This window comes from Aeromonas sp. HMWF015, from assembly GCF_963878965.1.
Classification (GTDB): domain Bacteria; phylum Pseudomonadota; class Gammaproteobacteria; order Enterobacterales; family Aeromonadaceae; genus Aeromonas; species Aeromonas veronii.
On the sequence record NZ_CAWNZT010000222.1, the window covers coordinates 39,055 to 60,649 of the forward strand.

Annotated in this window: 17 protein-coding genes and 2 tRNA genes; 13 read left to right on the plus strand and 6 right to left on the minus strand. The window is 61.5% G+C overall.

All coding sequences use genetic code 11. The features are described from left to right. Positions 1-25 precede the first annotated feature (25 nt). From AACS18_RS12260 to AACS18_RS12280, 5 genes are all read left to right on the plus strand, one after another. Positions 26-2,287, plus strand: coding sequence for a patatin-like phospholipase family protein (locus AACS18_RS12260; protein ID WP_108612412.1), 2,262 nt, complete (start codon positions 26-28; stop codon positions 2,285-2,287). A gap of 229 nt (positions 2,288-2,516) precedes the next feature. Beyond that, positions 2,517-5,114, plus strand: a complete 2,598-nt coding sequence (gene acnB, locus AACS18_RS12265) for a bifunctional aconitate hydratase 2/2-methylisocitrate dehydratase (protein ID WP_108612428.1) — start codon at positions 2,517-2,519, stop codon at positions 5,112-5,114. Between the two features lie 280 nt (positions 5,115-5,394). Further along, positions 5,395-6,981 carry an EAL domain-containing protein gene (locus AACS18_RS12270; protein WP_088868335.1) on the plus strand — a complete coding sequence of 529 codons (1,587 nt, stop codon included), beginning with the start codon at positions 5,395-5,397 and terminating at the stop codon, positions 6,979-6,981. A 162-nt stretch (positions 6,982-7,143) separates the two neighbouring features. Continuing rightward, the gene (locus AACS18_RS12275) at positions 7,144-8,538 is read left to right on the plus strand and encodes a D-arabinono-1,4-lactone oxidase (RefSeq protein ID WP_108612413.1); all 1,395 of its coding nucleotides are present in this window, start codon (positions 7,144-7,146) and stop codon (positions 8,536-8,538) included. Between the two features lie 9 nt (positions 8,539-8,547). Continuing rightward, on the plus strand, positions 8,548-9,675 hold the full coding sequence (locus AACS18_RS12280; RefSeq protein ID WP_181363274.1) for a CobW family GTP-binding protein: 1,128 nt from the start codon (positions 8,548-8,550) through the stop codon (positions 9,673-9,675). On the opposite strand, the gene AACS18_RS12285 is transcribed toward AACS18_RS12280, so the two are convergent. Further along, the gene (locus tag AACS18_RS12285; protein ID WP_108612414.1) at positions 9,660-12,767 is read right to left on the minus strand and encodes an efflux RND transporter permease subunit; all 3,108 of its coding nucleotides are present in this window, start codon (positions 12,765-12,767) and stop codon (positions 9,660-9,662) included. The two genes, AACS18_RS12280 and AACS18_RS12285, sit on opposite strands and share 16 nt — an antisense overlap. After that, positions 12,764-13,864: an efflux RND transporter periplasmic adaptor subunit gene (locus AACS18_RS12290; protein ID WP_108612415.1), complete on the minus strand. Its 1,101-nt coding sequence runs from the start codon at positions 13,862-13,864 to the stop codon at positions 12,764-12,766. The genes AACS18_RS12285 and AACS18_RS12290 overlap by 4 nt, the downstream gene beginning before the upstream one ends. Positions 13,865-13,954: 90 nt before the next feature. On the opposite strand from AACS18_RS12290, the gene AACS18_RS12295 reads away from it, so the two are divergent. Both AACS18_RS12295 and mdtD read left to right on the plus strand, forming a co-directional pair. Beyond that, the gene (locus AACS18_RS12295) at positions 13,955-14,563 is read left to right on the plus strand and encodes a TetR/AcrR family transcriptional regulator (protein ID WP_005355070.1); all 609 of its coding nucleotides are present in this window, start codon (positions 13,955-13,957) and stop codon (positions 14,561-14,563) included. Between the two features lie 11 nt (positions 14,564-14,574). Further along, positions 14,575-15,990, plus strand: a complete 1,416-nt coding sequence (gene mdtD, locus AACS18_RS12300; protein ID WP_108612416.1) for a multidrug transporter subunit MdtD — start codon at positions 14,575-14,577, stop codon at positions 15,988-15,990. On the opposite strand, the gene AACS18_RS12305 is transcribed toward mdtD, so the two are convergent. The 3 genes from AACS18_RS12305 to folB form a co-directional block, all read right to left on the minus strand. Beyond that, the gene (locus tag AACS18_RS12305; RefSeq protein WP_042012438.1) at positions 15,962-16,450 is read right to left on the minus strand and encodes a YbaK/EbsC family protein; all 489 of its coding nucleotides are present in this window, start codon (positions 16,448-16,450) and stop codon (positions 15,962-15,964) included. The genes mdtD and AACS18_RS12305 overlap by 29 nt on opposite strands. 126 nt (positions 16,451-16,576) lie before the next feature. After that, the gene (gene folK, locus AACS18_RS12310) at positions 16,577-17,086 is read right to left on the minus strand and encodes a 2-amino-4-hydroxy-6-hydroxymethyldihydropteridine diphosphokinase (protein WP_108612417.1); all 510 of its coding nucleotides are present in this window, start codon (positions 17,084-17,086) and stop codon (positions 16,577-16,579) included. Beyond that, on the minus strand, positions 17,086-17,457 hold the full coding sequence (gene folB / locus AACS18_RS12315) for a dihydroneopterin aldolase (protein WP_005356584.1): 372 nt from the start codon (positions 17,455-17,457) through the stop codon (positions 17,086-17,088). Before folB ends, folK begins: the two co-directional genes overlap by 1 nt. 157 nt (positions 17,458-17,614) lie before the next feature. On the opposite strand from folB, the gene plsY reads away from it, so the two are divergent. From plsY to AACS18_RS12335, 4 genes are all read left to right on the plus strand, one after another. Then, entirely contained in the window at positions 17,615-18,277 is a 663-nt protein-coding gene (gene plsY, locus AACS18_RS12320; RefSeq protein WP_146184760.1) for a glycerol-3-phosphate 1-O-acyltransferase PlsY, read from the plus strand. A gap of 47 nt (positions 18,278-18,324) precedes the next feature. Then, positions 18,325-18,400: transfer RNA gene (locus AACS18_RS12325), tRNA-Phe, on the plus strand. 8 nt (positions 18,401-18,408) lie between these two features. Continuing rightward, a tRNA-Asn gene (locus AACS18_RS12330) sits at positions 18,409-18,484 on the plus strand. A 105-nt stretch (positions 18,485-18,589) separates the two neighbouring features. Continuing rightward, positions 18,590-19,762, plus strand: coding sequence for a CD0519/CD1768 family membrane protein (locus AACS18_RS12335; RefSeq protein WP_108612418.1), 1,173 nt, complete (start codon positions 18,590-18,592; stop codon positions 19,760-19,762). 85 nt (positions 19,763-19,847) lie between these two features. Here the strand turns inward: AACS18_RS12335 and AACS18_RS12340 are convergent, their stop codons facing one another. Beyond that, the gene (locus AACS18_RS12340) at positions 19,848-20,180 is read right to left on the minus strand and encodes a hypothetical protein (protein WP_108612419.1); all 333 of its coding nucleotides are present in this window, start codon (positions 20,178-20,180) and stop codon (positions 19,848-19,850) included. A gap of 133 nt (positions 20,181-20,313) precedes the next feature. Between AACS18_RS12340 and AACS18_RS12345 the strand changes: the two genes are divergently transcribed. Next, on the plus strand, positions 20,314-20,811 hold the full coding sequence (locus tag AACS18_RS12345; protein ID WP_108612420.1) for a ClbS/DfsB family four-helix bundle protein: 498 nt from the start codon (positions 20,314-20,316) through the stop codon (positions 20,809-20,811). A gap of 264 nt (positions 20,812-21,075) precedes the next feature. Further along, entirely contained in the window at positions 21,076-21,531 is a 456-nt protein-coding gene (locus AACS18_RS12350) for a hypothetical protein (RefSeq protein ID WP_108612421.1), read from the plus strand. Positions 21,532-21,595: the final 64 nt, after the last annotated feature.

The window sequence follows — 21,595 nt, forward strand, 5'->3', positions numbered from 1 at the left end:
CCCTCTGAATAATATGGAAAATATGATGCGCAGCTTAGGTGCGGGATGGACCCGCCTGCTTTTGGTGATGCTGGCGGCCTGCCCGTTGCTGGCTGTGGCGGCACAGGGGGATCGTCCGAAAATTGCGGTGGTGCTCAGCGGCGGCGGCGCCAAGGGATCGGCCCATATCGGCATCCTCAAGGTGCTGGAGCAGAAACGGATCCCGGTCGACATCATAGTCGGCACCAGCATGGGCTCTTATGTGGCGGGGATGTACGCCATGGGGCTCAGTGCCGAGGAGGTGGAGCGCACCACTCTGGCCATCGACTGGAACAAGGGGTATCAGGACAAGGTTGGCCGCGACGAGCTGTCGCTGCGTAAGAAGCAGCAGAACGAGCAGTATCAGCTGCGCACCGACATCGGGGTGAATGGCGACACCACCCAGCTGCCGGACGGTTTCTTCCAGGGCCAATCCATGGCCAGCCTGCTGCGGGGGGCCACCTCCAACCTGCCGGTGCAGGCGAGTTTCGACGATCTGCCGATCCCCTACCGCGCCATGGCGACCGACATGGAGACGGTGACGCCTTTCGTGCTGGATCACGGCAGCCTGGCCAAGGCGATGCAGGCCTCCATGTCCATTCCCGGTGCCCTCAAGCCGGTGGAGTGGGAGGGGCACATCCTGGCGGACGGCGGTAGCGTCAACAACATGCCGGTGGATGTCGCCAAGGCGATGGGGGCCGATGTGGTGATCGCGGTGGATATCGGTGCCAAGCTGCGTACCCGGGAGTCCCTCAAGTCAGGGTTGGCGATGATCGACCAGCTCACCACCTACATGACCCAGGTGGGCACCGACAAGCAGAAGGCGCTGATGGGACCGAAGGATATTCTGATCGCCCCCGAGTTTGGCGATATGGGGATCGCCGACTTTGCCCGCATGCCGGAGGGGATCAAGATCGGTGAGACGGCGGCTGACAAGGTGTCGCTGCAACTCGATAAGCTGTCGCTCACCAAGGCGCAGTACAACGCCTATCGCAACCAGAAGCTGAGCCGCCGTGCCGAGCGTAGCGGTCAACCCGCCTACTTCATCGACAAGGTGGAGATCATCAACAAGTCGCGCCTCTCCGACGAGACGGTGCGCGCCATGCTGAAAGTGCGGCCTGACAAGGTGCAGACCAACGAGAGTCTGGAAGCGGGCATTCGCCGCCTCTATGCCCTTGAGTCGTTCGATCGCATCACCTACGAGGTGGAGGAGCGTGACGGGGAAAACGTGCTGCTGGTGGATGCCAGCGAGAAGAACTGGGGGCCGGGCTACCTCAACTTCCAGTTCGGTTTCACCGATGACTTCGAGAACACCTCCAACTACAACGTCGGCATGTCCTATACCCTCACCAACGTCAACGAGTGGGGGGCCGAGTGGCTGACCGAGGCGTCGCTGGGCACGGCCAAACATATCAAGACCGACTTCTATACCCCCCTCGAACCCTCCCAGACCTTCTATGGTGAGGCGAGCCTGGCCTATGACCAGACCCTGCGCCGCCTGTTTTTCCCCAATCCGGATCCCGAGACGGTTTCGATAAGCTATCTCGACTCCGAATACTCCTTCTTCAGCGGTGATCTGTCGGTGGGCTGGAACCGCCAGCCCTGGAGCAGGTTGTCGATGGGGCTGGAGGGACAACTGGGCACGATTGATGTGAAGAACTTCAAGGGGCTGGAGATGGATGCCACGGCGTGGGGCCCCTATGTCCGCTTTGAACACGACAACCTGGATAGCCGCTATTTCCCCTATCAGGGGATGAAATGGGACATGAAACTGGGCCACTCCCATGTCAGTGTGGATGGACTCGAGTCAGCAGATGGCCGCAGTGAAGGCTGGAATTATCAGCTCTCGATGATCAAGCCCTGGTCATGGGACAGGCACAGCCTCAACCTGATCCTCGAAGGGGGTGGCTCGGGCAGTGAAGAGGTGGTGCCGCTGCATATTCAGGATCTGGGCGGACTGTTCCGCCTCTCCGGTTTCCAGCGCTACCAGCTGAGCGGTCGCTACAGCCTGTTTGGTGGCCTGCGCTACATCTATCGGGTGGCAGACAATGACTTCGGTGCCCTCAAGATGCCGCTCTATCTGGGCGGATCTCTGGAGCAGGGCGGGGTCTGGAACAAGGGGGAGGATATCAGTCTGGAGAGCTCGTTTACCGCCGGGTCGGTTTATGTCGGGGTGGAGAGCTTCCTCGGCCCTGTGTTCCTCGGCTACGGCATGGCGGAGGGGGGCAATGACGTCTTCTATCTGCAATTGGGCAGTACGTTCGAATAATGCCGAAATGATGCCAATTTGTTAACTCTGGTTGAGGGCGTTCAATTAATTTTCAAAAAATACCAGTCTGTTTAATTGGTTACGATTTTGTGGTGAATGAGTAAACAGGGTTTGGATTTTAATTAGTCGTTAAAACTTATATAGTGGGGAGCACCCTACGGGGTGTCCCGCAAGGACGATCGCCGCGAGCGTGGGCGAACCCCAAAAAAAGACCAAAGAGGAATTAGTCGTGCTTGAAACATACCGTAAACACGTCGCAGAACGTGCCGCCGAGGGCGTGGTTGCCAAACCTCTGGATGCAGAGCAGGTCGCCGCCCTGGTTGAGCTGCTCAAGAACCCGCCCGCTGGCGAACAAGACTTTCTGAAAGAGCTGTTGTCCTCCCGTATTCCCCCCGGTGTCGATGAAGCGGCCTATGTCAAAGCCGGTTTCCTCACCGCCGTCGCCAAGGGCGAAGCCCACTCTCCCATCCTGACTGCCGCCGAAGCTGTTGAGCTGCTGGGCACCATGCAGGGTGGTTACAACATTCAACCGCTGATCGACCTGCTGGATCACGCCACCTTGGCGCCGCTTGCCGCCAAGGGGCTCTCCCACACCCTGCTGATGTTTGACTCTTTCCACGACGTGGAAGAGAAGGCCAAGGCGGGTAATGTCCACGCCAAACAGGTGATGCAGTCCTGGGCTGATGCCGAGTGGTTCCTCTCCCGCCCGGAGCTGGCCGAGAAGATCACCGTCACCGTGTTCAAGGTGACCGGCGAAACCAACACCGACGACCTCTCTCCTGCACCGGACGCCTGGTCCCGCCCGGACATTCCACTGCACGCGCTGGCGATGCTGAAAAACGCCCGTCCCGGCATTACCCCGGACAAGGATGGCGCCGTCGGCCCCATCAAGACCATCGATGCCCTGAAAGAGAAAGGCTTCCCGCTGGCCTATGTGGGTGACGTGGTCGGTACCGGCTCTTCCCGTAAATCCGCCACCAACTCGGTGCTCTGGTTCATGGGCGACGACATTCCGTTCGTGCCGAACAAGCGCGCTGGCGGTGTCTGTCTGGGTGGCAAGATTGCCCCGATCTTCTTCAACACCATGGAAGATGCCGGCGCTCTGCCCATCGAAGTGGACGTCTCCAAGCTGGAAATGGGCGATGTGATCGACATCTACCCCTATGCCGGCAAGATCTGCAAACACGGCACCGACCAGGTGCTTGCGCAGTTTGAACTGAAAACCGACGTGCTGATCGACGAAGTGCGTGCCGGTGGCCGTATTCCGCTGATCATCGGCCGCGGCCTGACCGACAAGGCCCGCGAAGCGCTGGGGCTGCCGTTTTCCACCGTATTCCGTCGCCCGCAGCCGGTGGCCGATACCGGTAAAGGCTTCACCCTGGCCCAGAAGATGGTGGGCAAGGCGTGCGGCGTGAAGGGCATTCGCCCGGGCACTTACTGCGAGCCCAAGATGACCACGGTCGGCTCTCAGGACACCACGGGCCCGATGACCCGCGACGAGCTCAAAGATCTGGCCTGCCTCGGCTTCTCCGCCGATCTGACCATGCAGTCCTTCTGCCACACCGCAGCCTATCCGAAGCCCATCGACGTACAGACCCACCACACCCTGCCGGACTTCATCATGAACCGCGGCGGTGTGAGCTTGCGTCCGGGTGACGGCGTCATCCACTCCTGGCTGAACCGCATGCTGCTGCCGGATACCGTGGGTACCGGTGGTGACTCCCACACCCGTTTCCCCATCGGTATCTCCTTCCCGGCGGGCTCCGGTCTGGTGGCCTTCGCCGCCGCCACCGGCGTGATGCCGCTGGACATGCCGGAGTCCGTGCTGGTGCGCTTCAAGGGCCAGCTGCAGCCGGGCATCACCCTGCGTGATCTGGTGCATGCCATCCCCTACGCCGCCATCCAGAAAGGGCTGCTGACCGTCGAGAAAGCGGGCAAGAAGAACATCTTCTCCGGTCGCATTCTCGAGATCGAAGGTCTGCCGACCCTGAAAGTGGAGCAGGCATTCGAGCTGGCAGATGCCAGCGCCGAGCGTTCAGCTGCCGGTTGCACCATCAAGCTGGATAAAGAGCCGATCATCGAGTATCTGAAGTCCAACATCGTGATGCTGAAATGGATGCTCTCCGAAGGCTACGGCGACGTACGCACCATCACCCGTCGCATCAAGGGGATGGAAGAGTGGCTGGCCAACCCGACCCTGATGGAAGCGGACAAGGATGCCGAGTACGCCGAAATCATCGAGATCGATCTGGCCACCATCAAGGAGCCGATCCTGTGTGCACCGAACGATCCGGACGACGCCCGTCTGCTGAGCGACGTGGCTGGCGACAAGATCGACGAGGTGTTCATCGGTTCCTGCATGACCAACATCGGTCACTTCCGCGCAGCCGGCAAACTGCTCGAGAAGTATCAGGGCGAGCTGCCGACCCGCATGTGGATCGCGCCTCCCACCAAGATGGACAAGGATCAGCTGACCGAAGAGGGCTACTACGGTATCTTTGGTCGCGTCGGTGCCCGCATCGAGATCCCGGGCTGCTCCCTCTGCATGGGCAACCAGGCGCGGGTAGCGGAAGGAGCCTCAGTGGTCTCCACCTCCACCCGTAACTTCCCGAACCGTCTGGGTAAAGGAGCCAATGTCTATCTGGCCTCAGCAGAGTTGGCCGCCGTTGCCGCCATCCTCGGCAAGCTCCCGACCGTGGCGGAGTACCTGCAATACGCCAAGGCGCTCGATGCCACTGCGGCAGATACTTACCGCTACCTCAACTTCAACGAGATCGCCTCCTACACCAAGAAGGCCGATGCGGTGATCCTGCAACAAGCCGTTTAACGGAGTTCTTGCGCGATTTGCGCGATAAGAAGCCAATAATGCCGCGTATTTACGCGGCATTATTTATTTGTGTGTTATTCACCGTCTTTTTTGAAGATTGTTTGCACGATCCTTGCTAGAGAGATCCAACCACCTGTTTGGTGGTTCGTTTTATAAACGCTTTGGGTTATGTTGTTCGGTTATGTGCGGTAATGATGAGGCATCGTTATCGAGGGAAAGTGGATATCTGTTCACTGGGTGCTTGCGTTGGCAGGCCTGACGAATTGCGGCGTGGTTCTTTATGTTTCTGTTCAGGATCGATCTCTCCCGAACCGGGTTACGCTTCGGCGGTGCCTTGCTGGTCTTTACCCTGCCGCTGCTGGTGGGAGCTTGGCTCATCCACAGCAATTATGTGCAGGAGCTGAAAGCGGAATCCAGTGCCTCTGCCCACAAGGCCAGAACCCTGATGGAGTCGATGCTGGATCATGCGGAGCAGGCCAATCGCTCCGTGCTGCCTCTGGTGAATGCTCCCTGTCGCGACAACCTGCTGGTGCTGCGCAAGAAGGTCGCCATCGAGCCTTTCCTGCGTTCGGTCAATCTGGTACGAAACGGCATCATCAATTGCACCTCGCTGTTTGGTGAGGCCAATGATGCCGATGACGGCTCCATCTACACCGGCCGCAAGCTGTTGCTGATGAGTGGCAACCGGGTGCGGCAAAATCACCCGCTGCTGGTGGTGCGCACCGAACAGGGCAAGGATGCCGCCTTGAGCGCCATCGACAGTACCCAGCTCAGCTTCATGCTCTCCATGAGCGGAAAATCCAGTGCGCTCTATCTGCAGGTGGGGTCGGCCTGGCTCAATGAGTCTGGCCGCTATCTGAGCGAGGCGCCCACCCTCCATCGCGGGATCAGCCAGGCCCTCACATCATCCCATTATCCTTTCACCATCCATGCCGGTTATGCCATGCCGGTCTACTGGAAGTCGCTGTGGGCCGCGCGGCACGTGGCGCTGTCGTGGCTGGCGGTATCCTCTCTTTTGCTGGCCTGGCTGGTGTGGTGGGTGCTGGGGCGTCCCGGCTCGCCAACAGATGAATTGCGACGCGCCCTGCGGGCCAGGGAGTTTGTTCCCTATCTGCAGCCGCTGATTGCCAGCCACGACGGCAAGATGATGGGCGCCGAAGTGCTGATGCGCTGGGAGCATGTCAATGAAGGGGTGATCCGACCCGATCTCTTTATTCCGCAAGCGGAGGAGTCGGGACTGATCGTCCCCATGACCACCCATATCATGAAGCAGGTGGCGACACGGTTGAACCGCTCTCAGGAGCAGTTGCCCGATGGGTTTCATATCAGCTTCAACATCAGCGCCGCCCATTGCCACGATTTTGCCCTGCTGGCCGAGTGTCGCGCCTTCCTCGGCCACTTCGTCCCCGGCAAGGTGGTTCTGGTGCTGGAGCTGACCGAGCGGGAGTTGTTGATGTCAGATCCCCAGACCCTCTCCCTGTTCCGCCAGCTGGACGAGATGGGGGTCAAACTCGCCATCGACGACTTTGGCACCGGCCACTCCAGCCTGGCTTACCTGCAGCAGTTTCATGTGGATTACCTCAAGATCGACAAATCCTTTATCGCCCGCATCGGTACCGAGTCGCTCTCGGAACATATCGTGGACAACGTGATCGATCTGGCGACCCGGCTCGGTCTGGCGCTGGTGGCGGAAGGGGTGGAGAGCGAGCGTCAGGCTGATTACCTCAGGGCCAAAGGGGTCGACTATCTGCAGGGATACCTGTTTGCCCGCCCCATGCCGCTGCGCCAGTTCTGTGAGGAGCTGCTGCCGGAAGAGGCACAAACCCGGCAGCCAGATGGGGTGCGAGGCATCCCGAACGCCACCTGATCTAACGGTGACAGACGGGCGGACACGCTCCCGTCTGGCTCGGTAGGGAAGTGCTCTCTCCCTATCCCCCCTCGACTGCAGGGGCTTGTTTTTCATGCCTTGCCGCTCGCTTTTCGGTAGAATCAGCGCTCATTTTGACGTCAGTAAAAGATGAGGCGCGGTATGACGGTTCAGTTCCAGGCATTTCACAGCATCAAGGCGATCGGTAATCGGGAGGTGCTGTTCAACTGGTCGAGAACCAATCCCCTCGGGGCGCTGGATCAGGTGTGGCGCCCGAAAACCCGCGATGAGCTGCAAGCGCTGCTGAGGGAGCACCCCGAGCGTAAGTTGCGCCTTATCGGCTCCGGCCTCTCTTTCGAACCCATTCACAGCGTCTATGCCGAGGGCAGTCAGGCGCTGCTGGTGGACTTGCACCACCTGCGCGGCCAGTTGGCGAAAACTGCCGATACCGTGACCTATCAGGCGGGGACGCCCCTCGACACCGTTTATGCCGAGCTCATCGCCATAGAGCGGATGTTGCCTGCATCCCCGGGCGTTATCGGCATCCAGACCTTGGGCGGCGCCCTCAGCACCGGCACCCACGGTCAGGGGCTGCACCAGTCTGCCCTCTGCGATGCGATGGAGGCGATGACGGTGATGCTGGCCAATGGCGACATCATCCGGGTGGATCGCACCGACCCGCGCTTCGGCGCCTTCGTGATGGGGATGGGGATGCTCGGCATCCTGCTCGACGTCACCCTGCGCACCGTGCCAAATCGCATTATGCGCTGCACCAAGTTCACCACCGATTACCCCTTCCTGCTGGAGCACAACGAACGGCTCAACCGCGAGCACGGCTTTGTGAAGAGCTGGTGGTTTGCCTGGACCGGCGAGAGCCACATCTGGCTGGTGGATCCCGCCTCTGATGAGGAGGTGGCCCGCTACCGCGCTGGCGGCAGCGAGCCTTTGCTGCTGGATGGCGATATCGACGCCCGCATGAATGCCACCATTGATGCCACTTTGCAGAAGATGGCGAAAGACACCAAGGATGAGGCGCTGGCTGGCGAGCACTTCGAGACGGTGCGCCGCTTCAAGGATGCCTCCGATCTGGTGGGCAACGTCTACCAGATCCTCTGCAAGGGGATCCCGGCCCCCCAGATCAACTGCGAGGTGGCGGTGCCGCTTCATCGCATGAACGAGGCACTGGAGACCCTGCAAGCCTGGCAGCAGGCCAACCCAGGCGTGCTGCACTACCCATTTATCCTGCGCTGCACCGGCCCCTCCGAGGCCTGGCTAAGTGCCGCCTACGGCCAGCCGGTCTGCTGGATCGGTTTTCTGGTCTATCTGGCGGCGGACGGCACCTTCGTCAATGGCTCGATGGAGCAGATGCGCGAGCTGCAGCAACTGCTGGCGCCGCTTGGCGGCATTCCCCACTTCGGCAAGCATCTGGCGATGGATCTGTATGACTTCCCGGCCCTGCTGCCGCGCTGGAACGACTTCGTGGCGTTGAAAGCCGAGCTTGACCCCCACGGCCGCTTTGAAAACCGCTGGCTCAGCGACCTGTTTGCCAACCGGTAAGGATCTGACATGACCGATATGCAAGATACCCGTATCCCAGTGACCCTGCTGACCGGCTTTCTCGGCAGCGGCAAGACAACGCTGCTCAACCACTGGGTCAAGCAGCCGGAGCTCGGTGAGTGCGCAGTGCTGATCAACGAGTTCGGCTCGGTGGGGCTGGATCACCATCTGGTGCAGCAGGTGGATGAGCAGGTAATGCTGCTCGACTCCGGCTGCATCTGCTGCTCGGTGCAGGGCTCTCTGGTGGAGGCGCTGCAGGGGCTGTTTATGAAAGCCATCCAGCGCAAGATCAAACCGTTCAAGCGGCTGATTATCGAGACCACTGGCCTCGCCGATCCGGCCCCCGTGCTGTTCACGTTGAGGGAAGAGGGCTTTATCGCCCAGCGCTACCGCTTCGATGGCACTGTCACCGTGGTAGATGCCGGTCATATCGAGCAGCAGCTGGCAGCCCAGTATGAGGCGGTGAAGCAGGTGGCGCTGGCGGATCTGCTGGTGGTGAGCAAGGGGGATCTGGTGGACGGCGAGCAGATGGCGCGCGTCGAGGCCCAACTGGTGGCACTCAATCCGGCGGCCCCGATCCAACAGGTGACCAATGGTGAACTGTCGCCCAGGGTGCTGGAGAAGCTCGGCGCCTACAACGAAGCGGCGGGGCGCGATGTGCGCCAGTTGCTGGCCTGGCTGCGCACCGAATCCCCCAAGCAGGGGCTGGCGTCACCGATGCAGCCGAAGATGCAACCGTTCGCCGCCAAGGTGGGCACAGCTGCGCCCACCCACTTCGAGCACGGCAACATCGAGAGTTTCTCTCTGCGTATCGGTGAGCCGCTCAAGCCCTCTCGCCTGCTGGCTGCCATCGATGCGGTGCAGGCCCAATATGGCGATGCCCTGCTGCGCCTCAAGGGGATCTTGCAGCTGGAGGGGGAGAGCCAGCCGGTGGTGATCCACGGCGTCCACGGCCAGCTCTATCCGCTGCAGGCGCTGGGCGACTGGCCGGAGGGCAAGGCCCAGTCCCGACTGGTGTTTATCGTCAAGAGTCAGGACAAGGCCGGTATTGAGCAGCTCTTTATGGCGACCCTCAAGGCTCCCGAGCCCACCCTGGAAGAGCGGCTCAAAGCCATGCTGGGTCAGCCCGACAACTGATCTTGCGCGTTGCAGCTCTCCTGCATCGGGTCAGGACGGCGACGGTTGAACAGCACAAACGCCACCGGCACAAAGTAGAACGAGAGCAGGGTCGCCAGCGCTGTGCCACCGGCGATGGCGATGGCAAAGGGGGGCCAGAAGCCGCCGCCCCCCAGCAATAGCGGGATGAAGCCGCCCACCGTGGTGATGGTGGTCGAGACGATGTGGCGGCTGCAACCGGCCACCAGGTCACGGATCTGCGGCAGATTGCCCTGTTGTGCCAGCGGGTCTGCCCTCAGCTCGGCCAGAATGACGATGGCGGCGTTGATGGCCAGCCCCATCAGTCCCAGCAGGGCGATGATCACCGTAAACCCGAAGGGGTACCCCAGCAGCCAGACCCACAGCAGGCCGAGCCCAGCCGACTGGATCGCCACCAGGGTGACGATGCCTGCCAGCCGGAACGAGTTGAAGCTGAGCACCAGCACGGCCACCAGCAGCACGGCGACCAGGCTGACATGGGCCATCAGATTGCCCACCGATTCATCCCGCTTGGCGGCTTCCCCGCCAAACTCCAGTCGATAGCCCGGCGGCAACGCCAGCGCCTTGGTGGCCAGCCTCTCTTTGACCTGCTCCAGCACGGTTTGCGGCAGTACGCCGACCGCCAGATAGGCCTCCAGCACATTGACCCGCTCACCATCCCGACGGCTGATCTCCCCCCAGCTTGGCAGCAGTTCGGGAGTGGCCAGTGCCCGCAAGGTGAGATTGGCAGCCCCTTGCTGGCCGGTGCCGGTGAGCGACAGCGGCACATTGAGCAGCGCATCCGGATCCTGACGCAAGGGCTCTGCCAGCCGCACCCGAACCGGGATTGACTCGGTGCCTTCCAGCACAGTGCCGCCCAACCTGCCATCCAGTGCGCCAGCCAGCCGGGAGGCAACATCGGTCAGGCTCATGCCTGCCAGTCGGGCGGCCTCCTCATCGACCTGCAACCAGAGTTTGGGGGCTCCGGCCTGCAAGGTGGCGCGGGTCTGCACCACGGCCGGGGTATTGGCGAGCAGACTGCGCAGCTCCTCTCCCAGACGGTGTAGTTGTTCAAGGTCGGGGCCAAACAGCCGCAGCTCGACCGGGGCATTGAAAGGCGGCCCCTGTTCCAGCTTGCGCACCAGGATCTGCGCTTCGGGAAATGTTGCATCGAGCCGCTGCTGCAGTTGTGGAATGAGCCGCTCGGCAGCATCGGCATCCTGCAGGGTGATCATCCCCTGGGCGTAATCGGCCCGCCCCTGTTTTCTGGGCACCAGGTTGTAGTAGAAGCTGGGGGCGTTGTCACCCACCACCCAATCCTGACGAACCAGCTCGGGGAGACTGGCCAGCTCGGTGGAGATCCCCAGTGCCAGTTCGCGGGTGCGCGCCAGGCTCGCCTGTGGGGAGAGGCTGGCCTCGATGTGGATCATGTCCCGGTCGGCAGGGGGAAAGAACTGTTCGGTGAGGCGGCCCGCCACCCAGAAACCGAGCAGGGGCAGCAGACTGACCAACAGCAGGGTTCGCAAGGGGTGAGCCAGCGCCATGGCGATGCTCTGCTGGAAACGGGCGCTCACCCGGGGCATGTGCAAGCCATCCTGATACCAGCGTCCCCCCTGGTCACTGCCAATCCAGCGGGCTGCGAGGCCAGCCACCAGGGTGTGGGCGATGAGGTAGGATCCCAGCAGCGAGCAGATCACCGCCCAGGCGATGCCGCCGACAAACTCGCCCGCCGGGCCCGGCATCAGAATGATCGGCATAAAGGCGAGCATGGTGGTGAGGGTGGAGCCCAGCAGTGGCAGCCAGAGGTGGCCGATGGCTTCCAGTGCGGCGGCACTCATGGCCATGCCGTGGCGGCGCTGATACTGCACCCGATCCGCCATGACGATGGCGTTGTCCACCATGATCCCGAGCGCCACCACCAGACCGGTGACCGACATCTGGTGAATGGGCAAATTGATCATGTTCATGCAGGCGAATGAGAACGCCACGGTAAGCGGCAGCGACAGGGCCACGATAATGGCGGCCTTGACTCCCAAGGTCACCAGCAGCACCGCCACTATGATGAGGAAGCCCTGCACAATGTTGATGAGCAGGGTGTCGAGCCGCTGATCGGTATAACGCTGCTGATCGAAGCTGGTGACGAGGCCGATATTATCCGGCAAGTCCTGTTGCAGCTTGGCCAGCATGGTATCGACCCGTGCCGACCAGAGGTCGATGCGGTGATCCTGTGCCATGCGCAGGCCGACCACCACGGCCCGTTCACCATTGGCAAAGGCCAGCTGACTCTCCGGCTGGTGCAGGGTACGTCTTACCTCGGCCAGATCGCCAAGGCGCAGGGTCTGGCCCTGCTCGCCGGTACGCAGCGGGATCTGGCGGATCCGCTCCAGGGTATCGAGGGCGCCGCGGATCTCCACCTGAAAGCGATTGTGGCTGCCCTGCAACTCCCCGGCGGCCACTTTGGCATCGGCACCGCTCAGCGCCTGGGCAAGCTGTTCGCCACTCATGCCGCTGGCACTGAGGGCGAGGGGATCGAACCGCACCTCGATCTCCTCCTGCGGTGCCCCGACCCGCTCGACGTATTCGGTACCCGGCAGCTGGCGAGCCCGGCGTTCCAGCTCGGCGCTGTAGCGGGCGAGGCGATCCAGCTGCGGCTGGCCCGGCCCGCGCCAGACCACATTGACCAGCCGGGTGAAGGGATAGCCTTTCTCATCATCCAGCTTGGGGGCACTGGCGCCGGCTGGCAGTCCGGCGGCAAGATCTGCCAGCCGGTCACGGACTCTGGACCAGACGGGCTCGACATCGCTGACCTCATCCTTGAGCTCCAGATTGATGATGGAGAGACCGGGGCGAGAGCTCGACTCGATCAGCTTGATCTCGCTCTGGGCCCGCAGCCGGTTCTCGATAGGCTCGCTCACCAGCGCTTCCACCCGCTCGGCGCTGGCCCCGGGGAAGTGGGTAACCACGCTGGCAAAGCGGCTGGTGAGCTGGGGATCTTCGGTTCTGGGCAGGGTCTGCAATGCCGCAAGGGCGGCCGTCAGCAGCAGCGCGACCGTCAATAGCAGCAGGCGGCCATTCTCGATAAACGGGCGGATCATGACTGTGGCTCCAGATGGCCTGCCTGATGATCCACGCTGGTTGTCAGGGTGACCTGCTGGCCCGGTACCAGTTTATGCAGGCCATCGGTCACCAGCTGTTCCTGTCCGTTCAGGGCACCACTGATCCAGGCCCGTTCGCCATCTTGCTGCAGCAGGGTGACGTCCCGACTGACCACCCGGGGTGGCGTTTCGTCGTTGAGCAGATAGAGGGTCCAGCTGCCGCGCAATCCCTGGGTCAGTGCGGTGAGCGGCACCTCGTAGGCGCGGGTGGGCTCGCGGGTCTGATGCAACAGGGTGATCAGTTGCCCCTCTGCCAGCTGTTCGCCGCCCCGGGTCAGCTGGAAGCGGGCGGTGCGGGTGTGGGTCTGCCCGTCCACTTGTACCCCCAGATTAAGCAGGCGCCCCTCCAGTGATTGCGCCCCGCTTTGCAGAGGATAGCGTTGGCCGACGATCAGGGACTCGGCCTGTTTCACCGGCACGCCGATATCGGCCTCCCACTGGCCGCTGCGGGTCAGGGAGAAGAGAGGCTGACCTGCGGCCACCACGGCCCACAATGCCTGCTCGCGGCTGACCACAATTCCGTTGAAGGGGGCGCGCAGCTGTGATTTCTCCTGTTTGACCCGGTTGGCTTCGAGGGCGGCGGCCAGCTGGTTGGCGCTTGCCTCCAGCATGCGGACTTTGCCTTGCTGTTCATCCAGCGCTTGACGGGAGCTGAACTGCTGCTGGCGCAAGGCGGTGAGCCGGTCGAGCGTCTGCCGGGCAAGGGTCAGCTCGGCCTCGTTCTGGGCAGCCCGGGCGGCCAGCTCTTTGGCTTCCACTGCCAGCAGCCGGGTATCCAGTGTGGCGAGCTGTTCGCCAGCCGCGACCGGCTCTCCGCGTCCCTTGTGCAGGGTGGCGATCCGCCCTGCCAGCTCGAAGCCTACCTGGCTGTGCTCGGGGGCGATCACCCTGCCATTGAAGCGGTGCAGCACCGGGTAGTGATCGCTGGCTTGCAGCGGCTGGGCGATCACCCGGGTCAGGGCGGGTGTTTCTTCTGACTCTGTGACCGGGCTGCAGCCACTCAGTAACAGCGCCAGCAGGATTAAGCAAAGTGTCATGACATCATCCTCTGGTTGACATAACATCAAATCACACCGGTGAGTCTAGTTTTTCGAAACTAGACTGTCCAGTTTGATTGTGGAGGAAAAATGAACATTTCACCCCGTAGTCAGCAGAAGCGGGCTGCGATCCTCGATGCTGCCGGGCGGCTCTTCTGTCAGCACGGTCTGCATCTGGTCAGCATGGACATGGTGGCCAGTGAAGCGGGCGTCTCCAAGCAGACGGTCTACAGCCATTTTGCCAACAAGGAGTCGCTGTTTGCCGAAGCGGTGGGCAGCAAGTGCGTCAGCAGCGAGCTGATGCCGGAGGTGTTGCTGCGTGGCAACAATGTGCGGGAGAGCCTGATTGCCTTTGGTCGCAGCTTTCGCAAGTTGATCCTGAGCGATGATGCCATCAATATCTTTCGCACCTGCATCAGCTGCAACGATGCCCAGCTGGCCACCCTTTTTTTCGAGGCGGGCCCGCTCTACGTGACCGAGATGCTGTCCAACTGGCTGGAGCAGCAGAAGCAGCAAGGCCTGCTGTGCCATCAAGACAGCGAACAGGCCGCCTTGCAGCTGTTGCTGATGTGGCAGGGCAAGGAGCGCATGCTCCGTGAGCTGGGTCTGCCGTTGACCCAGAGCGCTGCCGAGCAGGATGCCTGGACCCTGAGTTGTGTCGATCTCTTCCTGACCGCCGCCGCTCCCCCGCAAAAATAATGGAGGTGGCAATGAGCCACACAGTGACAGATGCCCAGCGCAAGTGGCTGCCCCTGTTGGCGGCGGTCGGTTTCTTTATGCAGGCGCTGGATGGCACCATTCTCAACACCGCCCTGCCCAGCATGGCCGAGACCTTGGGAGAGAGCCCGCTGCAGATGCAGTCGGTGATCATTGCCTACATGTTGACGGTGGCGTTGCTGATCCCGGCCTCCGGCTGGCTGGCTGACAGATTCGGCACCCGCCGCATCTATCTGGCTGCCATCTCGCTCTTTACCCTCGGCTCGCTCGCCTGCGCCGCCTCCAATTCGCTCTCCATGCTGGTGGCCGCCCGGGTGCTTCAGGGGATTGGCGGTGCGCTGCTGATGCCGGTGGGGCGGTTGGCGGTGTTGCGGGTCTATGACAAGCACGAGCTGCTGCGGGTGATGTCGTTTGTCACCATCCCGGGGTTGCTCGGCCCGCTGATGGGGCCGGCACTCGGTGGCTGGCTGGTGGAAGTGGCGAGCTGGCACTGGGTATTTCTCATCAACCTGCCGGTGGGATTGCTCGGCTTTATCGCCAGCTGGCACTTTATGCCGGAGCTGCGGCAGCAGACCGCCCGGTTCGACTGGCAGGGCTTCGTGCTGTTCAGCCTCGGCATGGTGCTGGTGTCGGTCGGCTTGCAGGGTCTGGGGGAGCACAGCATCTCCACCGGTTGGGCGCTGTTTGCACTGATCTTCGGCTTGGCGGCGATGGCGAGCTACTGGCTCTATGCCGCCAATGCACCGCAGCCGCTCTTTAGCCTGAACCTGTTCAAGACCGCCACCTTTGCCATCGGCATCTGGGGCAACCTGTTTGCCCGCCTCGGCAGCGGCGCCATGCCCTTCCTCACTCCGCTGTTTCTGCAACTGGGGCTCGGTTTCTCGCCAAGCAAGGCGGGGATGACCATGATCCCCACCGTGATTGGTGCCATGCTGACCAAGACGCTGGTTAACAAGCTTATTCCGAAGGTGGGCTATCGCCGCATTCTGATCGGCAACACCCTGTTGCTGGGGGCGATGATCGCCAGCTTCTACTTTATCGACAACCAGCTCCCCTACGGGGTCTTGCTGGGCTGGCTGGCGATCTTCGGCGCCATCAACTCGCTGCAGTTCTCCGCCATGAACACTCTCACGCTGCAAGATCTCAGCCCGACCCTGGCCAGCAGTGGCAACGGTCTGCTCTCGGTGGTGATGCAGCTCTCCATGAGTTTGGGGGTGGCGATTGCCGCCAGCCTGCTCGGGCTCTTCTCGGCGGGCCCCTCAGCGGGCACCTTAGTGGCCGAGGGTCAGTGGCTGGCCGGGTTCCACCTTACCTACCTTTGTGTCGGGCTGCTCTCCATGCTGGCGGCGCTGATCTTCGCCCAGCTGGCGCGCGATGGGGCTACGCCGTCGGGGCGGGCAGATAGCTGACCTCGCAGGGGAGCTGCACCAACACTTCGGCCAGATGCTCGGTCGCCAGCAAAAAGGTCTGCTCCGGGTGGCCCGGAGTCCAGGTGAAGGCGGTGTGGTTGAGCAGTTGCGGATCCACCAGTAGCGGAATATCGGCGCGGGGCAGGAAGGGGCAGACCGCCCCCGGCAGGCAGCCAATCTCCGCCTGCATCTCTTCGGCAGTGCAGATGGAGGGCTTGGCACCGAGCGCGGCCTTGACCGCCTTGTTGTCGAGTCGCCCGTCCCTGTGGGTCAGCAGCAGAGCGAAGCGGCCATCCTTGAACTTGAGAAACAGGGTCTTGCTGAACTCCGCCTGCCAGCCGAGGCGGGCCTTGACCTTTTCATCGGTGGCGTAGTCGAGAATGGGTTCATGCTCATAGCGCTGGTGGGGCAGTTCGGCCAGCAACTGGCAGTTGAAATGGTGAATGGTATCGAGTGGCATGGGGTTCTCCTGTAGTGGGCGCTATCCTGCCAGCCTCGCAGGGTCAGGCCCAATGACACTTTCTTATCCGTGATAAGCAACCCTGTCCGTGGAAACAACAAGGGCGCCGTGAGGCGCCCTTGCGGATCAGTGATGCTGCAATTCGCACGCTTCCCAGTGAAAGGGAATGGGGCACAGCTGCTGGGAAGCCTTGTCATAGGCTTGCCACAGCTCGCCCATGGTGCGGCCATCGACCGGGTGGCGCAGTTTGGGGGCAAGCTCGGCCAGCGGCCACAGCACGAAGGCGTTGGTGAGCACTTCACCGCGCGGCAGCACCAGCGGGGTGTCACAGACCAGATCGCCATAGAGCAGCAGGTCGAGATCCAGGGTGCGCGGGGCGAACTTCTTGGCATCCGGCTCGCGGCCGTGGGCGAACTCCATGGCCCGCAGTCGCTGGCAGACGGTGGCCAGCGGCAGATCGGTCTCGGCAGCTGCTACCATGTTGTAGAAGGGGCGGCCGTTGAAGCCGACCGCTTCGCTTTCGAATACCCGGGAGACCCGCAGCTCGCCAAATTCGGCGTGCAGGGCATCGAGCCCGGCGCGGATATGGCGATCCCGCTCGATGTTGGAGCCGAGGCTGATATAGATGGTGGTCATCAGTTGCTGCTCGCGGCAGGGGTGCGATGGCGCAGGATCTCGACGCCGACCCCGGCGGCATTGGGCACGGCGCCCGGCTTGGTGAGCGTCACCTTGACCCACTGTACCCGCTCGTCGGCGAGCACCAGCATGGCGACCTGCTCGGCCATGGTCTCGACCAGCTCGACCACCTTGCCGGTGACATGCTCGCAAATCTTGTTGGAGAGGTCGGCATAATCCAGTGCCAGATTGATGTCGTCGGTTGCTGCCGCGGGGCGGTTGTCGAACCCCATCTCGAGGTCAAAACGGAGCTTTTGGCGAATGCCCTTCTCCCACTCATATACACCTATGGTGGTCAAAACTTCGAGTCCGCGAATAAACACCTTGTCCATGACTGTACTTCTTCTTTACTCTTGATGGGCTGTGATGACAGCGCAGGGATGCTGGCCGGGCAACAGGCTTGCCGAGGCGCTCTGGGTGGGCATGGGCCCATGCCAGCGTATGTGGCCCGCATCATACCCCATTCATATCGTGGTAAAAACGACCAAGATGACGGCCCTGACGATTTTGATGATTATTCTGGCCTACCTGGGTGGTTCACTATCCAGTGCTGTGCTGGTCTCCCGCTGCACCGGTCTGCCCGACCCGCGGGATCATGGCTCCCACAATCCAGGGGCAACCAATGTGCTGCGCCTCGGTGGCCGGATGGCAGCGCTGGTGGTGCTGCTGCTCGATGTGCTCAAGGGCACTGTGCCTGTCTATCTCGCCTGGTATCTGCAGATCAAACCCGTCTACCTCGGCTTTATCGGGGCCGCCGCCTGTCTCGGCCATATGTACCCCATCTTCTTTCATTTTCGTGGTGGCAAAGGGGTGGCGACGGCGCTGGGCACCATGATGCCCATCGGCTTTACCATGGGGGGCGCCGTGATTGGCACCTGGCTGCTGGTGCTGCTGGTGAGCGGCTACTCCTCGCTGGCCTCCATCATTACCGTGCTGCTGACGCCGCTCTTTACCTACCTGCTCAAACCCGAATATACCCTGCCAGTCTCCCTGCTCTCCTGCCTTATCCTGATCCGCCATCACGAGAACATCTCCCGCCTGCTCAAGGGGGAGGAACCCAGAGTCTGGGGGCGAAAAGGCGCGGCCTGTGCCGAAGAAGTGGCAGAAATGGACGATGTTGCGCAAAAAAGAGACGAACGAGACAAAAAGTGAAATTTCCCGTTGACCATCCGCCTTAAAATCCGTTTAATAGCGCCCACGCCCAGATAGCTCAGTCGGTAGAGCAGGGGATTGAAAATCCCCGTGTCGGCGGTTCGATTCCGTCTCTGGGCACCAATTACAATTCCTCCTTAGTTCAGTCGGTAGAACGGCGGACTGTTAATCCGTATGTCACTGGTTCAAGTCCAGTAGGAGGAGCCAATTCAAAAAGCCCTTGTCGCAAGACAAGGGCTTTTTTCTATTTGGCGCAGCCATTTTTTAACCATAAAAACAACCACACACGCACAGATGAACCGCAGGATAGATATGGAAAATCATGTAGTTATAGAGTCAAAGGGGCGACTTGCCGCCATTAGGAACTGGATGGAACCCGTGCTGGTACTGCTTATTCTTGGCAGCCTGTTCGGTTACCTCGGCAGCCAGATGGGCCTCTCTGCCATGGTCAACACCCTGTTCAATACCGCCCACCAGCTGCTGCTCAATACCGTGCTCTTTATCATGGGGATCACGGTGCTCTCCGGCGCCCTCAGCCAACTCTTGAGCGAGTTCGGGGTGATCCGTCTGCTGGAGGTGCTGCTGGCGCCCCTGATGAAGCCGGTGTTTCGTCTGCCCGGTCGCACCGCCCTGGCGGCGCTGATGACCTTCTTCTCCGACAACCCGGCTGTGATCAGCCTCGCCAAGGACAGCCGCTTTCGCAAAGACTTCACCCCTTGGCAGCTGGTGTCTCTCACCAACTTCGGCACCGCCTTCGGCATGGGGCTGATCGTGGTGACCTTTATGGCCACCCTGCAACTGCCGAGCGGTGAATCCACCGCCAGCGCGGCGCTGATCGGGCTGCTCGGCGCTCTGGTCGGCTCGGTGGTCTCTACCCGACTGATGCAGCGGATGATCCGCCCACTGGTGGGGGAAGTGCTGAACGATGACGCTGTATCGTCCGACGGCCGCAAGGTAGGGGTGACCAAAGAGGCGGCTCCCGGCTGGCTGAGGATCCTCAACTCTCTGCTCGATGGCGGCAAATCTGGCGTGGAGCTGGGGATGGCGGTGATCCCCGGGGTGCTGATCATCAGTACCTTCGTGATGCTGCTCACCTTCGGCCCCGGCGACAAGGGCTATACCGGCGAAGCGTTTCAGGGGGTAGCCCTGCTGCCAGTGCTGGCCGCCAAGGTGAGCTGGCTGTTTGACCTGCTATTCGGTTTCCAGCAGCCGGAGCTGGTCGCCTTCCCGGCTACCTCCCTCGGTGCGGTCGGTGCCGCCATGTCGCTGGTGCCCCCCTTTATTGCCAAGGGGTGGATCACCGGTAACGAGGTCGCGGTGTTTACCGCCATGGGGATGTGCTGGAGCGGCTTCCTGAGCACCCATACTGCCATGCTCGATGCCCTCGGCTATCGTCACCTCACCTCCCGCGCCATCGTCGCCCACACCATCGGCGGCCTGTGCGCCGGGGTGGCGGCGCACCAGCTCTATATGCTGCTGGGCTGAGTCGGGTTCAGATACGGATACAAAAAGAGGCTCTTCGGAGCCTCTTTGCATTTCTCCCTGCCGGTTCTGTTCACGGGCATACCAATCACCCTTGTGGCGTGATGCCCTGCACCTTCAACCAGAATCGCTCCTGACAGTGGTTGTGAAACAGCTTGCTGGCTGGAGTGATGGGGATGGGACTGGCGATGACCCGATAGCTGATCCAGCACTCGGCGCAAAGCTGCTGCGATGGCGCTTCGTCCTGCTCGGTTTGCTGGCGGATGACGACCCCATTGGCAAACCAGCTGGTGGTTATCTGGTGCTGGATCACAGTGCCGCTCTCATCATGCTCGCTATAGTGTTCACTCTCTTGGCGGGTGAGGGTGACGGGGCTCGCCTGTCGATGAATGGCCCTGATATAGCAGATTAGTTGATTCATTGCCGATCTTGCCGTGATGGTTGGCCTGCACTGGATGAGTTGCACAGGATGGAAGAGGGCTAGCCTAGCGCGCTGCATCGGCTGCGGCAATCGCATCGGCTGCGCCGCAAGCAAACCTGAAAGGGGGAGATAAATGGGGATCCCGCAAAACAAGGCCGAGCTGCTGCTCGCTATCGATACCAATTTTGGCAAGCTGTGCAAGGCGTTGCAGGCCATCCCCGAAAGTCGGGTGCGGGAGCTGACGCTGGAGGGGCACTGCAAGGGCACCACCATGAGTGTCGCCAATCTGGTTGCCTACCTTATTGGCTGGAACGAACTACTGATCAAGTGGATCGAGCGGGATGAGGCGGGTCTTCCGGTTGATTTTCCCGAGACCGGTTTTAAGTGGAACGAGCTGGGCAGGCTGGCTAAAACCTTCTATCGGGATTACGAAGGGCTCAGCTATCAGGCATTGTTGCAGCGGTTGGCGGCAGCCAAAGGGCGCATCATCGAACTGGTGGAGGCGCGCAGCGACCAGCAGCTGTATGGCTGCCTCTGGTATGAGAAGTGGACGTTGGGGCGGATGATCCAGTTCAATAGCGCCTCCCCCTATCTCAACGCCAACGGGCGGCTGCGCAAGTGGCTCAAATAGTTGGCGAGCAGGGTGTGAAAGGAAGGGGGCGCGGCTCGGGTGGGCGGCAAAACGCTTTGCCACCACATTGCCACTACCGCCCGCGGCGGCAGCCACTGGCCGCCTGACTCCCCTTTGCGCTCGGCCATCTCCTGAGTGCTGCTTGAACAAATAGATCTGCCATTCAAGGGATTAGCCGGAGCGGTGCGTTTTATCGCCGTGCTGGCCCCGCTTATGCAAATCTCTTGGCAATACCATTCAGGGTCGTTGTCGCGGAGAGTTATCATGATCAGCAGCCTGCTTCCTCTTGCCTCAATCGCCCTCAAGCTGGGCAGTCAGCTGCTTGGCAGCAGTAGCAAACCTGAGCCTGTGCAACAAACCGTGCAGGAGGAGCGCCTGCCTCCGACCGTCCAGAGCCTGTTTCAGCGGCTAGGCATCAAGGATGCCAATAGCGAGCAGAACCGCGCTGCCATCAACCACTTTATGGGTGAGCTGATGCAGACTTTGGGACTGGAGAATGGCGGCCAATCCCTCCCTGTCGCCATCGATAGCGCCCGCAGCCAGCTGGCGAGCGGCACCCAGAGCACCCGCCTCGATGCCCTGCAAAGTGAGCTCGATACCCTCAAGGATTCCCTTGGTGCCAGCCATCTCAATCTCGATCAGCTGCTCGGAGCCTTTAAACAGACCCTGCCGAATGGCAAGGGGGAGGGGGTGGGCAAGCTGCTCAATGCCAGCGCCTGAACTGCGGTGAGCGATAAAAAACGGCAACCGAGGTTGCCGTTTTGCTTTCTAGTTCGAATGACAA

What these genes read in the sequence shown, in the direction of transcription:
- AACS18_RS12260 (WP_108612412.1), top strand. Translation starts at nt 26, where the DNA reads ATGCGCAGCTTAGGTGCGGGATGGACCCGCCTGCTTTTGGTGATGCTG.
- AACS18_RS12270 (WP_088868335.1), top strand. Translation starts at nt 5,395, where the DNA reads ATGTTTCTGTTCAGGATCGATCTCTCCCGAACCGGGTTACGCTTCGGC.
- AACS18_RS12275 (WP_108612413.1), top strand. Translation starts at nt 7,144, where the DNA reads ATGACGGTTCAGTTCCAGGCATTTCACAGCATCAAGGCGATCGGTAAT.
- AACS18_RS12280 (WP_181363274.1), top strand. Translation starts at nt 8,548, where the DNA reads ATGACCGATATGCAAGATACCCGTATCCCAGTGACCCTGCTGACCGGC.
- AACS18_RS12285 (WP_108612414.1), bottom strand. Translation starts at nt 12,767, where the DNA reads ATGATCCGCCCGTTTATCGAGAATGGCCGCCTGCTGCTATTGACGGTC.
- AACS18_RS12290 (WP_108612415.1), bottom strand. Translation starts at nt 13,864, where the DNA reads ATGACACTTTGCTTAATCCTGCTGGCGCTGTTACTGAGTGGCTGCAGC.
- AACS18_RS12295 (WP_005355070.1), top strand. Translation starts at nt 13,955, where the DNA reads ATGAACATTTCACCCCGTAGTCAGCAGAAGCGGGCTGCGATCCTCGAT.
- mdtD (WP_108612416.1), top strand. Translation starts at nt 14,575, where the DNA reads ATGAGCCACACAGTGACAGATGCCCAGCGCAAGTGGCTGCCCCTGTTG.
- AACS18_RS12305 (WP_042012438.1), bottom strand. Translation starts at nt 16,450, where the DNA reads ATGCCACTCGATACCATTCACCATTTCAACTGCCAGTTGCTGGCCGAA.
- folK (WP_108612417.1), bottom strand. Translation starts at nt 17,086, where the DNA reads ATGACCACCATCTATATCAGCCTCGGCTCCAACATCGAGCGGGATCGC.
- folB (WP_005356584.1), bottom strand. Translation starts at nt 17,457, where the DNA reads ATGGACAAGGTGTTTATTCGCGGACTCGAAGTTTTGACCACCATAGGT.
- plsY (WP_146184760.1), top strand. Translation starts at nt 17,615, where the DNA reads ATGACGGCCCTGACGATTTTGATGATTATTCTGGCCTACCTGGGTGGT.
- AACS18_RS12335 (WP_108612418.1), top strand. Translation starts at nt 18,590, where the DNA reads ATGGAAAATCATGTAGTTATAGAGTCAAAGGGGCGACTTGCCGCCATT.
- AACS18_RS12340 (WP_108612419.1), bottom strand. Translation starts at nt 20,180, where the DNA reads ATGAATCAACTAATCTGCTATATCAGGGCCATTCATCGACAGGCGAGC.
- AACS18_RS12345 (WP_108612420.1), top strand. Translation starts at nt 20,314, where the DNA reads ATGGGGATCCCGCAAAACAAGGCCGAGCTGCTGCTCGCTATCGATACC.
- AACS18_RS12350 (WP_108612421.1), top strand. Translation starts at nt 21,076, where the DNA reads ATGATCAGCAGCCTGCTTCCTCTTGCCTCAATCGCCCTCAAGCTGGGC.